The sequence below is a fragment of the Enterocloster aldenensis genome, from assembly GCF_003434055.1.
In the GTDB taxonomy this organism is placed as follows: Bacteria; Bacillota; Clostridia; order Lachnospirales; family Lachnospiraceae; genus Enterocloster; species Enterocloster aldenensis.
In genome coordinates this window covers 118,373-131,948 of record NZ_QVEX01000011.1, presented here as the reverse complement: position 1 = coordinate 131,948, position 13,576 = coordinate 118,373, and the positions used below count along the sequence as shown (strand labels likewise).

The 13,576-nt window shown below is 51.2% G+C and carries 7 protein-coding genes; 2 read left to right on the top strand and 5 right to left on the bottom strand.

What is annotated here, in order from left to right:
* Positions 1–31 precede the first annotated feature (31 nt).
* Positions 32–1,588, bottom strand: coding sequence for a GGDEF domain-containing protein (locus DWX59_RS19440; protein ID WP_117560855.1), 1,557 nt, complete (start codon positions 1,586–1,588; stop codon positions 32–34).
* Between the two features lie 265 nt (positions 1,589–1,853).
* On the opposite strand from DWX59_RS19440, the gene DWX59_RS19435 reads away from it, so the two are divergent.
* Positions 1,854–5,132: a UvrD-helicase domain-containing protein gene (locus tag DWX59_RS19435; protein ID WP_117560854.1), complete on the top strand. Its 3,279-nt coding sequence runs from the start codon at positions 1,854–1,856 to the stop codon at positions 5,130–5,132.
* Between the two features lie 122 nt (positions 5,133–5,254).
* Here the strand turns inward: DWX59_RS19435 and DWX59_RS19430 are convergent, their stop codons facing one another.
* From DWX59_RS19430 to DWX59_RS19420, 3 genes are all read right to left on the bottom strand, one after another.
* The gene (locus tag DWX59_RS19430) at positions 5,255–6,595 is read right to left on the bottom strand and encodes a citrate synthase (protein ID WP_117560853.1); all 1,341 of its coding nucleotides are present in this window, start codon (positions 6,593–6,595) and stop codon (positions 5,255–5,257) included.
* A gap of 69 nt (positions 6,596–6,664) precedes the next feature.
* Complete coding sequence (locus DWX59_RS19425; RefSeq protein WP_117560852.1) at positions 6,665–8,974, bottom strand: hydratase; 2,310 nt, start codon at positions 8,972–8,974, stop codon at positions 6,665–6,667.
* Positions 8,975–9,196: 222 nt separating this feature from the next.
* Complete coding sequence (locus tag DWX59_RS19420; protein WP_227115700.1) at positions 9,197–10,222, bottom strand: CPBP family intramembrane glutamic endopeptidase; 1,026 nt, start codon at positions 10,220–10,222, stop codon at positions 9,197–9,199.
* Positions 10,223–10,352: 130 nt separating this feature from the next.
* Here DWX59_RS19420 and DWX59_RS19415 point away from each other — a divergent pair, with 130 nt between their 5' ends.
* Positions 10,353–11,003 (top strand): Crp/Fnr family transcriptional regulator, encoded by a 651-nt coding sequence (locus DWX59_RS19415; protein ID WP_117560850.1) that lies wholly within the window; start codon positions 10,353–10,355, stop codon positions 11,001–11,003.
* Here the strand turns inward: DWX59_RS19415 and DWX59_RS19410 are convergent.
* On the bottom strand, positions 10,992–13,559 hold the full coding sequence (locus tag DWX59_RS19410) for a bifunctional diguanylate cyclase/phosphodiesterase (RefSeq protein ID WP_117560849.1): 2,568 nt from the start codon (positions 13,557–13,559) through the stop codon (positions 10,992–10,994). The two genes, DWX59_RS19415 and DWX59_RS19410, sit on opposite strands and share 12 nt — an antisense overlap.
* Between the last annotated feature and the right edge of the window lie 17 nt (positions 13,560–13,576).

Below are 13,576 nucleotides of genomic sequence, written 5' to 3'. Positions count from 1 at the left end.
TTTCCCATCAGGGACATACGCCGCGGGATAGTCATATGACCTTTTCCAGGTCGGAAAAAATCCAGAGTGTTTCTTTTGGGCTGCCGGAATAAGTGCTGCATCGGAATACCCTCAGCCTGAACCGGCACCCATCCTTTGTCTCATATGTAAATTCCGGTGTGTCTTCTCCATCCGGCACGCCTTTTAGGTGCGTGTAATCACAAAACCGTTTAAAATCAGGGATATAGCCGTTTTTTACCATGCGGTCCGCAAAAAGCATAAGGGCTTTGCTGAATCGTCCATCGGCCTCCTCCAGCATTTCCGTAAAATAATCTGGAATAATAACCTGACGCAATCTGTCTGTTTCCAGATTGACAAAATATACCCCTTTCAACACAGGGGCCAGGACCTCCATGAGACGCTCCATATCCCTTTTTTCAGCTATGATCCGCTCCGCCTTCCGGTCCAATGTCCTTTGCCGCCGTTCTCCCCCGATTGAGGAATAGTATTCTTCTTTGTTTTTCTGCATTTCTGCATCTGCTGCCTGGATGATTTCATTGATATCCAGATTGGATTCCCTCCAATCCAGGCCTATGGAAAGTGAGTATCCTGCCTCTCCTGCCTCCCTGCATACATCCTTTGTCCCCTGTACCAGTTCATGGTATGTCATGTTCTTGCAAAGCACCACAAACTCATCCCCGCCAATCCTGAAAACCTCTTCCTGGTTAAAATGCCCCAGCAGGATATGGGCAACTGTTTTGAGCATCACATCGCCTGCCTCATGCCCCTGATGGTTGTTCAGTTCATGGAGGCCATTGGCATCCACGTAAACACAGGCCATGGACGCGGCCTCTGTGTTATCAAAAGCCTGCACCGCCTTTTTGTAGCTGTTCCTGTTCTGGAGTCCGGTCAACGCATCCAATAAGGCTTCCTTACTTAATATCTGATTGGCCGCCTCAATCTGCCGGTACTGCCTGTTAATGGTCATCTCATCCCTTTTTGCCTGAATCCTTGAATTGTACAGGCTGGCGTTGATTACAATGGCTGCCAGGGACAGGAACAGGCTGTTCATAAGATTATTATAAGCATGATCCAGGCCCCCAGGATCCGGGAAATAAGGCAGCAGCAGGTTAAGAAGCAGGAAGTCCCCAAGGAACAGCAGGGCTGTCTTCCACGGCTTCATCATGGACATGATGGCCATAATCAGCATCACATAATTATAAACCGTCAGTCCGTTCCCACCCAGCTGGTCATTGAGGGTAATGGCAAGTCCCCAGAAACTAAAGAACACCATATACCCATACTCTATCCTGAAATAACAGCGGTGGCTGCCCTTTTTCCTGCCAATCCACGCCTGTCCGGCCACCACACAGGCAGTTGCCAGGATAAGGGCCAGGTACAGCAGGAAATAGGCGGTCCGCCTGGGCTTCACAAAGGGGCCTCCCGGTCGCAGGGATATGGAGAAAAGCATAATCAGTTCATATATTATGATAAAAAGATGAAAATAAAGATTCCTGTTCACCACACTGCCGTATAGTGAATCAATGATTTCATCCGAATCCCGGGTCCCGGAACCTATTCCTAAAACGCGTTTTAATCTGTCCCACATAAATATTGTACTCCTTCAGTCATCCATTACAGGGATTATATGTGGATTTCCTGTCATTAAAGTATATCATACTTTATATTCCAATAAAATAAAAATCACATTTTCGGTTTCCGCGGGAATCCTGTTTCACTTAATCTCCTGGTTCAATCTGTATCCTGTTACACTTAAACTCCTGTTACAGGGAACCTGTTTCCACATTCATCCTCTTCCATTTTTCAGGAAATACATTATAATTATTAGTATCAAATGAAAGCAGGTGCAATTAATGTACATAGGAGATTTACACATCCATTCCCATTATTCCAGAGCCACCAGCAAGGACCTGACACCGGAATATCTGGACCTTTGGGCCAGGAAAAAGGGGATTGACATAGTTGGGACAGGCGATTTCACCCATCCGGCCTGGAGGGCCGAACTGGCCGAAAAGCTGGAACCGGCCGAGCCCGGACTCTATATCCTGAAAAAAGAGCGGATGATCCGCCACTCTTGTGCCGCAGGAAGCCCTCAGCCAAGGTTTGTAATCAGCGGGGAAATCAGCTCTATCTACAAGAAAAATGACAAGGTACGGAAGGTACACAGCCTGATCCTTCTTCCCAGCCTGGAGGATGCCGAGATACTTTCCAGACGCCTGGAAGCCATCGGCAACATCCATTCTGACGGGCGTCCCATCCTCGGACTTGACTGTCATGACCTTTTGGCCATTACACTGGATGCCTGCCCGGAAGCAATCTACGTACCTGCCCATATATGGACGCCTCACTTTTCCCTGTTTGGGGCGTTTTCCGGCTTTGACACCATAGAGGAATGCTATGAAGAGCTGACGCCTCAGGTACATGCGCTGGAAACAGGGCTTTCATCCGACCCCTCCATGAACCGGCGGCTTTCAGCCCTGGATTCCTTTCATCTGATTTCCAATTCCGATGCCCACTCGCCGGACAAGCTTGGAAGGGAAGCCAACCTCTTTGACATCCCCATGTCCTATGACGGGCTTTACGGCGCCATCCAAAGAGGCGAAGGACTGGCCGGAACCATTGAGTTCTTCCCGGAAGAAGGCAAGTATCACTTTGACGGCCACCGCAAATGCCACCTCTGCCTGAGCCCCTCCCAGGCCAGACAGTACAACGGAATCTGCCCTGTATGCGGCAAAAAACTGACAACAGGCGTACTCCACCGCATTGAGCAGCTGGCTGACCGCCAGGAAGATTTCATCCTTCCGGGCGGACGTCCATACGAAAACCTGGTTCCCCTGCCAGAGGTAATCGCCGCATGCATGGGCTCCTCTTCTGCCAGTGTCAAGGTGACGCGGCAATATGAGCACATGCTGGAGGAACTGGGCAATGAATTCCACATTCTGCGCAGCGCCGGTCTTGATGATATCAGCCGGATCGGCGGGCAGCTTACCGCCCAGGGCATCCGCCACCTGCGTGAGGGCAAGGTGGACTGGCGCCCTGGATACGATGGGGAATACGGAACCATGAAACTGTTTGCATCATCAGAACTGGACAGTGTGGAGGGCCAGCTGTCATTCATACTGGATGACAATGGAAATGAAAACTGCCCCAGCCTTATTTCCTCCATCCCAGATACCGCATCCATGCCAAATCCCGTTGAGGCACGTCTCCAGGAAATGTCCGCCAGCCGGACTGCTTCCGATGGATGTGCTGCTTGTGCCAGGCAGATGGTTCCGAGCGGACAGACGGCTCCGGACGGGCATATGGGCCCAAACGCCCTTGAGAACCTGAACCAGGGCCAGCGGCAGGCTGTTGAGTCCATAAGCCCTGTGACCGCAGTCATTGCCGGACCAGGCACCGGAAAGACCAAGACACTGGTATCCAGGCTGTCCTATCTGATTGGCGAACGCGGTGTAAAACCCTCGGAAATCACGGCAGTCACCTTCACCAATAAGGCTGCGGAGGAACTCAGGCAGCGTATCCGCTGCCAGCTGCCTGGCAAGCGCAGCTTAAACCAGATGCAGGTAGGCACCTTCCATTCCCTGTGCTACCGCATGCTTCTAAGCCAGGGGATAAGCCTGTCCCTGGCAGATGAAGGACAGCAGCAGGAATGTGCTGCTCAGGTAACCGGACAGTTCAGCCTTCCTGTTTCCCCCGGCCAGTTCCTGTCCCTGGTATCCTTAAAAAAATCCGGCATAGGGACCATATCCGGCCCGGCCGTGTCCTCAGATGGTGAGGAAGGGAAAAAAGCAAGGCTGACAGAAGAGGCATTTTCCAGATACAATGAACTCCTTGCCTCCAGGAACCTGATGGATTTTGACGACCTTCTCCTAAAGGTACTGGAACTTTTAGGATCAGAACAAAAACTGGAACTGCGCAAACAGCACTTCTTCTACCTGCTGGTAGACGAATTCCAGGACATCAGCCCGGTTCAGTACCGTTTGATCAAGGCATGGAACAAAGGCGGAAAAGAATTATTCCTTATCGGGGACCCGGACCAGTCCATCTATGGTTTCCGCGGTTCCCAGAGCAACTGTTTCGACCTGCTGTGCAGTGATTTTAAACAGGCCTGTGTGCTGCGTCTGAGACCCAACTACCGCTCCACCCCCGAAATCCTTTCAGCTGCCCTCCCCCTCATATCCCACAACCAGGGGGAGCCAAGGGAATTAATCCCCATGATGGGCCACGGCTCGCCGGTCCGTGTGGCAGCCGCTGAAAGCAGCCTATCAGAGGCCATTTTCATTGCCAAGGAAATCGGACACATGGTCGGCGGCATTGACATGCTGGACGCGCATACCAACTCATCAGCAATAACCGACACGCCAAAAAGCTTCAGCGACATAGCCATCCTCTACCGGACCAACCACCAGGCCCGTCTTCTGGAGCAATGCCTAAGGAAAGAAGGAATCCCTTACGTGGTAGCCGGACGCGAGGACTACCTGGAGGAAACATCCGTGCAGGGAACCATCTGCTTCTTCCACGCAATCGCGTCCTCCCTGCCGGACAAAGAAGACAGCTGGTCCCTCACCACCAGCCTCTGCCGCAGGCTGCTTGGTCCCGGCCATGACTTTGAGGCCCTGAAAGACCAGTTCACCAAAAGGCTGAAACGCGATAAACCGTGGAAGGTGCTGGAAGACTGGATGAAAGCCCTGAACCTGGCAGGCAACAAATCCATGGATACCTTCCTGTGCATGTCCTATTTCCACAAAACCATGGAGGACATGCTCACCACCCTCACCTTCGGCCAGGGCAATGACGTAACCAGAAGCGGTCAGGACTCCTGCCCCTCCAGCGCAGTAACCCTCATGACCTTCCATGCGTCCAAAGGCCTCGAGTTCCCCACCGTATTCCTTTACGGCCTAAAACAGGGCCTGATGCCCCTAAAATCAGGCAGCGGCCCTGTAAACACGGAGGAAGAACGCCGTCTCCTGTATGTAGCCATGACGCGCGCCAAAGAGGAACTAATCATCACTACCTCCGAAGCCCCATCTCCCTTCCTAAGTGAGATACCACCCGGCACCTGCCGCATGGAACAGGCGCGCACCCCAAACCAAGGAGGCAAACAGCTAAGCCTGTTTGATTTCATGGATTAAACCATTTTCCTCCAACTTCTTAGTCATATGTTCTTAACCCTATGTTCTTAAGTATTTCTTCTTCAATGTCAAAAGGCAGGGGCTGCGTAACTCCGCCCCTGCCTCTGCCTTTTTAATATTCCCTATCTGTCTTCCATGGCCACATAGTCCATATTATCGCCCACATACTTAGTTGCAGGACGCATGATACGGCCATCATACAGCTTATTCTCTATGTTATGGGCAACCCAGCCCACCACACGGCTGCATACAAAAAGAGGCGTATACAGATCCCTTGGAATCCGCAGCATCCCATATGCAAAGCCGCTGTAGAAATCCACATTGGTAGGAAGGGCTTTGCCCTTAACTTCCTCCATGACCTCCTTGGCAATGCGCTCGAACCGCATATAATAATCCAGTTCTTTCATATGGTCCTGCTCCTTGGCAACCTCCATACAGCAGGCCCTTAGGACCTCGGCACGTGGGTCGGACACAGTATAGACCGCATGCCCGAAACCGTATACCAGGCCAGACCTGTCATAAAGGCTGCCTGACATGATTTTCCGCACGGCCTGACGGATTCTTGAGTCGTCTGCCTCATATCCTCCTGTTTCCTCCAGGACCGCATCCATCATCTCAGCCACCTTGATATTGGCTCCGCCGTGACGCGGCCCTTTCAGCGAACCGATGCCGCCGCACACAGTGGAGTAGATATCTGTTCCGGTGGATGCAATCACAACATTGGTAAAGGTGGAGTTATTGCCGCCGCCATGGTCCGCATGAAGCATGAGTATGGTATCGAGAAGGCTTGCTTCTTTTGCTGTGAACTTCTGGTCCTGTCTCAGCAGGCTCAGGAAATTCTCAGCAATGGAGTATTCCGGATTGGCATAATGGATGAACAGGCTCTCCCTGTCATAATAGTGCACCTTGCTCTGGTATGCGTAGCATGCAATGGATGGCAGCTTTGCCAGCAGGTTCACGCCCTTTACCAGGGTCTGGTATACGTCTGTATTATCCGGATCGTCATCATAATTATAAAGGGTCAGGACAGCGTCCATCAGTTTATTCATCAGGTTCTTGCCGGGAAGGCGCAGCAGGTTCATTTCCACGAATTCATCCGGAATGGTATAGCAGCGTCTTACCACGTTGCAGAATTTTTCCAGCTCCGCCTTCTTGGGAAGGTATCCGAACAGCAGGAGGAAACATACCTCCTCATACCCAAAGTGGCTGCCCTTCTTACCGTTTACCAAATCCAGCACATCGATTCCGCGGTAAAGCAGACGGCCTGGAATGGCCTTAATCCCTTCTTCCGTCTCCTCATATCCAACAACATCCGCCACCCTGGTAAGGCCAACGCGGACACCGGTCCCGTCCTCATTGCGAAGGCCCTTTTTTACATTGTATTCCTTATACCATTTGTTGGGGATATCTGTATAATTCTGGGACTTCCCATAAAACTGTGCAAGATAGCTTTCCTTAACCATTGTCATTACTCCTCTCTAAAACCAGTACCGGAACACAGTACTGCCTACGCCTGCCAACCCATTCTTCTGTCAGTGCCTGCCGCGGTTATAATTAATCAGGCATCCTGCCTTTACAATCTCCCGTTCCTCCGCGGTCATATCCGTAATATATAAATCCAATGTCTTTGCCGGGACCTGCGTTTCCCCGTCCCCAAGGACATAAGCCTTGATGTTCTTTAAATCACCGTCCAGGGCAGCCCGGATGCCGGGGACGTAGATGTAATCCCCCACCTCAAACTCAGGATCAGCCTCCATCTGGAAGGGGACCATTCCCCAGTTCATCACATTGGAGCGATAGCGCTTGGTTGCGAATTCCTTACATATATTGGCAAGGCCCCCAATCACCCGCTGACAGCTGGCCGCCTGTTCCCTTGCAGAGCCGTCACCCGGCTTCACTGCATAAATCATGCTGCCAATCTCCGTATCCTTTGCCGTCACCTGTTCATTGCCCTCAATCTGGTTGATGGCCTTAAATATATTCTTAAGCCTTGGCTCCAGCTCCAGTTCCCTGTCAGCGCCTTCCCGGACCCTTGCTTTTTCTAATTGATCCACTTCCTTTGTGCGCCCCACATACCCAGGGTCCCTTCTGGAAAGGGTAAACTCTGCCAGCCCCAGTGGATTGGAGCGGTAGGAGGAGGTCTCGCCGGATGGGATTAGTTCGTCGGTGGTGGTCACCGGGTCCATGATTTTGGAACATACCTTTAACAGGATGTTATCCGCCAGAGGACTCATCTCCGGCCAGTCCTTAATATTGGGACCATAGATAAGGTTCTTATTTGTATCCCCGTTTCCATAGCCCATGTACACACGGTTTTTATAGGAAATGTCATCAAACCCATACTCAGGCACATTGCCCCAGCAGTCCATCTCCCAGGCAGATGTAAGCCTGCCTCCGTTGGCCGCCGTGGCAGCAATGGAACGGGCATCCATAAGCGCCACTGCCGCCATCTGTCCGTTACCCGGCTTGGAACCCTCACGGTTAGGGAAGTTCCTGGTGGTATGGCGGACACTGAGCCCGTTGTTGCAGGGGGTGTCCCCGGCTCCGAAGCATGGGCCGCAGAACGCGGTGCGGATGATGGCTCCTGCATCCATCAGGTCAGACACAGCCCCCTTCTTCACAAGGTCTGCGAACACGGGCTGTGAGGAAGGATAGACTGCCAGTGAAAATTCATCGCATCCGCAGTTCTTACCCTTCAGTGCATGGGCTGCTTCCATCACATTGCTGTAGGTCCCGCCTGCACAGCCTGCAATCACTGCCTGCTGTACCATCAGACCGCCGTCCTTCACTTTGTCAAGAAGGGTGAATCCTGCCTTGCCACCTGATATCCTGGCTGCTTCCTTCTCAACCCCTGCAAGGATATCCTGCATATTGGCCTTCAGCTCCTCAATCTCATATGTATTGCTTGGATGGAAGGGAAGGGCAATCATAGGCTTTACCGTGGACAGGTCCACATAAACGCAGCCATCGTAATATGCCACATCAGCCGGGGATAACTCCTTATAATCCTCTGCCCGGTTGTGTTTTGCAAGATAATCCCTGGTATCCTCATCCGTCTTCCAGATGGAACTTAAACAGGTAGTCTCCGTGGTCATCACATCAACGCCATTGCGGTAATCCGTGGACATGGAAGCAACGCCCGGTCCCACAAACTCCATTACCTTGTTCTTCACATAACCATTCTTAAACACGGCTCCTATGATGGCAAGGGCAATATCCTGAGGTCCTGTGCCCGGCTGGGGCGCCCCGTCAAGATACACGGCAACCACGCCTGGATAGGCCACGTCGTATGTATCCTGAAGCAGCTGCTTTACCAGCTCACCGCCGCCTTCGCCCACTGCCATGGTTCCCAGCGCGCCGTAGCGCGTGTGGCTGTCAGAGCCAAGAATCATCTTCCCGCAGCCTGCCATCATTTCCCTCATATACTGATGGATGACCGCAATGTGGGGAGGTACGTAGATACCGCCATACTTCTTGGCAGCGGAAAGGCCAAACATGTGGTCATCCTCGTTGATGGTGCCGCCCACTGCGCAGAGTGTGTTATGGCAATTGGTCAGTACATAAGGAATGGGAAACCGCTCCATCCCGGATGCCTTGGCTGTCTGCACGATTCCCACAAATGTGATATCGTGGCTGGCCATGCTGTCAAAACGGAGCTTAAGATGTTCCATATTGTCAGATGTGTTGTGTGCCTCAAGAATGGAATATGCAATGGTTCCCTTTCTGGCAGCTTCCTTATCCGCTTCCCTGCCGGTCAGGGCTTTCACTTTCCCGCTTTCTGTTTCCGGAACAATCCCGGTCCCGTTTACCAGGTAAATACCGCCTTCATATAATGATACCATTTCCTTTTACCTCCGGTCTTATATATTTTACAAAAAAGGGCCGCACTGTTCATGGCGCATGCCCCTTTGCCTTCGTTGTTTAATACTATAAAGCAAAATTTTCTATTTGTCCAGCTTTTTTACTGTAGTTCCCACAGCTTTTATGTTGTGGTTCATTTTATTTTTCACATGTCATCCACTGTCATTCATTACAGCTTTACCACTGCAAAGCAACGGCAGGACCTACCAGTTCATGACAAAAAGGCTGATGCACACAAGAAAATAAAGAATCATACCCACATTTAAAACCACGGTTTTGAAACGCGCACCTTTTCTTATGGGCCATGTCCCAGGTTCAATTTGTATCTTTCTCCGATACAGGATCAGCAGCACAATGCCTCCCACGAGACAGGCCACCATGAACACAAAATACCCTGTCATAAGAAATCCTGATACCGCAGCTATGACAGCCCCAAAATCCAATGACAGCATCCGCCCCACTCCCTGGACGAACCAGGAGTTTTCAAAGGCCCCGCTGGCGCCTTTTGTCAGTTCAACTGCAATGGCGCCGCCCAAAAAATTAAAAATCATGTGGAAAGCAATGGTATAACCCACCTTTCCCGTCTTGGCGTACACATAAGCCCACAGCACACCAATCCCAAAGGCATAAAAGAACTGGGAGAAATTCCCGTGTGCCATACCAAACATCAGGCCGGACATAAGGATAGCCGGTCCTTCCCCATATCCCAGAAGACGGTCCATAAGCAGTTTCCTGAAAAACAGCTCCTCCACCACCGGGGCCATGAGCACGGTAAACAGCACCGTCATCCACAGTCCGGAATTCATCAGAAGTTCGTTCAGCTGGCTGTCGTCCCCGACGGACGGCTTAAACCATTCCACAAACTGTCCCAGCAGGTTCCCTGCCAGCCCGATTCCCACCGAAATCACAAGGCAGGCCGCAAACTTACCGATTCCCCAGGGCTGACTCTGTGCGCGGCCGCATCTGGGTATCAGCTGGATCAGGGCCACGGAAACGGGAAATGCCACAAAATACATGGGAATGGCGGACAGAAGAAGGATTCCCGGCCCGCTGAATAAATCAATGATTCCTCCCAGCAGGTAGTTAATGAAACCTGCAAACGAAATCACTGCAATCTGGGCCAGGAATGTGACTATCATAAAAGCGGCAGCCACCAGACCCACATGGGAAAACTGCTTTCTCTGCCTTTTTCCCAGCGCCCTTGCCTCTTCCTCCAATTGCATTGCCATGCGGTCCTCTTCCTGTATCATATGTTGTGTTATTTTCTCCCTGTGAATTTGTCATATTTCTGTTGCAATTGCAACAGAAAAGTATTATGATATTCATTATCATACCATAAATAATAGCAGGGTAAAAGAGATGACAGAATATTTTCAGAAAAACTTATTTAAAGACATATCCATGGAAGAATATAAAAGCCTGCTCACCTGCCTGGACGGAAGGACCAGACAGTTCAGGGCCGGCGATATCATATGTGATTACGACAAAGGCTTTGACGATATCGGCATCATCGGCAAAGGCAGCGCTTCCGTTGTCCGTTATGAATATGGCGGCTCCAGGACCATCCTTGAGCGGCTTGCACCCCAGGATATCTTTGGCTATCTGCTGTCCTGTGACGGAAACGGACACGCGGGAATCAGCGTCATCAGCGACAGCGCCTGTGATGTGCTTTTCATACACTATGCAACCATCAGCTCCCCCTGCACCAAGGCGTGCCGGCACCATCACCAGCTGACCCAGAACCTGCTGGACATGATATCCGGGCGCGCCCTTAATTTAAGCCGCAGGGTGGAGGTTTTATCACAGCGCACCATCCGTGAAAAACTCATGTGTTATTTCCTCCAACTGGCCGGTCAGGCAGATAGTCCCTCCTTTAGCCTCCCCTTTACCATGGTAGACCTGGCGGATTATCTTTCCATTGACCGTAGCGCCATGACCCGGGAGCTGGGCCGCATGAAGAAGGAACATCTGATTGAGATAGATAAACGCAGGGTGCACCTATTCCTTTAGGCACTTAAGCCTTTTTTCAAAAACATCCGGGGGCTCGGGGCGCCCAAAATAAAAGCCCTGTATATATTCCATTCCAAGTTCTTTCACTGCCAGGTATTCCTCTCCTGTCTCCACCCCTTCCAGGCACACCTGTTTGCCCACATCATGGCACATTTCCGTGATGGAACGTATGAAAGTGGCGTTAAACAGGTCCGAGGTAATGCCCTTTACGAATCCGCGGTCAATCTTCACAATGTCCACCGGGATGGTTTTAAGGGAAAACAGGGAGGAATACCCCACGCCAAAATCATCCATGGCAACCCGGATCCCGGCTGCCTTCATATCATCCAGCATCCTGAGCGTCTCCTCATCCGCTGTTGCCAGATAGGTTTCCGTCAGTTCCATGACCACATGGGAGGGCGGCAGCCCCAGTTCCTTAAGGGTATCTTCTATATAGGATATGACATCATCCTCTGACAGCTGCATATAGGACAGGTTGATGCTCATCTGAAAATCAGGCATATACCGGCACCACTCCCTGCACTGTGCAGCTGCATGGCAGAAAATCCACCGCCCCATATTCATGATCATCCCGCTCTGTTCCAAAAGCGGGATGAATTCTCCAGGAGAGATGTCCCCATACTTGCTGCAATGCCACCTGGCCAGCGCTTCCGCGCCCTGAAGGCTCCCGGTCTGCGTGTCCACCTGGGGCTGATAGTGGATGGAAAAACCGGCAAACCCCCTGTCCATGCTTTCACGCAGAAGTTCAACCAGTTCCAGCCGTCGTTCCCTTCGGCAAAGGATGTCCTTGGAGAACACGGTCATACGGTTCTTTCCCATAAGCTTGGAATGTTCCAGGGAGTAGTTGGCGCATTTTAAAAGTTCCAGGTAATTAACCCCATCCTTTGGATAAGTGGTATAACCGGCGGAAATAGTACAATAATACTTCCTTCCGCTGTATTCCTGCTGTTTGTGGAAAACCTGCTGTATTTTGGTGAAGATTTCCCGACCCGCCTCCTCACCGCAGCCCATGCACAGGACCCCGAATTCATCCCCGTCCAGCCGGTAAAGCTTGGCATTGGCGGGAAGAATGGACGACACCTTCTGGGCCGTGATGCGCAGCACCTCATCCCCAAAGGACCTGTCATAAAGGTCGTTGATGTTCTTAAAAGAATCCAGGTCCAGGATCATGATTCCAATGGTATCCACCTCCATGTGGTCCACCAGGTACTTCTTTATATCGCCTTCAAACTCATATTTATTATACAGTCCGGTCATATGGTCAATCCGGTTCCGTTTTCCAAGATTGGTAATCATGCCTGCAAACAGTCCGGGACGTCCATCCTTGCCCCGGATCATCTTGCCCCTGCAGCGGAGCCATATCCATTCGCCCTTTACATTCCTGGCCCTGTATTCAATGTTGTGGTAATCCTCCCTGCCATCCGCTATATCCTGGTTGCTTTCCAAAAAGTATGCCTCATCATGGGGATGGATTAACCCGGCCCAGAATGCGGCTGCATTCTTCACCACCTGGCCCGGCAGTCCGAACTCATCCACCATGGTCTGGGGATAATGGAACACTCCTGTGCCCATATCACCCACAAAAATGTAATCCTCGGTGCTGGCTGAAAGGGCCTGGTAAAATGTCTCGCTGTCATAATCAAAAAGACTGCCTGTCCCGCATTCCTTTCCTTCCTTCAGCGCCTCCCTGGCGCGGCCGATGTGATAATCCCTTTTCTGTATATACATCTGCTCATCCGCCCTGGCGATGATTTCATCAATGGAACTGTTTTCCCCCGGATAAATCTCCGTAAGGCCATAGCTGAAGGGAACCCCATAGTCCACGTCCAGATGCTCCCTGTCCTGACTGGCCCGCATGAGGATACGCTTCATGCTTTCCTCCACCTCTGATTTACTCCGTCCATAGAAAAGCATTACAAACTCATCCCCGCTGAGGCGGAACATGAAATCCATCCTGCCCAGTCCTTCTTTGGTAATGGATGCAACATAACGCAAAAGAGCATCCCCTGCGCTGTGTCCATACTGGTCATTCACACGCTTCAGTTCGTTTATATCATACAGGACAAGGGTAAGGATCTGGTTTTCCCGTTCCGCCTGTTCAATGGTCTGGGCCAGACGTTCGTTGCCGCCTCTCCGGTTTAGCATCTGTGTCAGTTCATCCATGCGTGCAGAATAAAACATCTTGTCATATTCCGTCACATCCACGGAATCCTGAATATGATAGGTCCTTCCGTCCCACCGGAGCAGGCTGTCATAGTTCTGATAACTGCGGCCAGTCAGTGCATTGCTCTCACGCCAGGTACTTTCATTGCCTTCCTCTCCCTTTTTCAGAAGGTCTATATGGCAGAATTCGCACCGCCGGTCCATCCCCTTCTGCAGGACCTTCCAGCAGTGCTTCCCTTCCGGGTCCTCCAGTCCAAAGGCCCTTTTCATGGTTTGATTCATATACAGGATTTCATCTGTCTCTGTATCTGATATATAGATATTGGAGTGCATCTGGTCCAGGATCATGGACAGAAACGTGCCCTTAAACAGTTTTATCTGCTCCTCAGTCATAAAAGTACCCTCTCTAC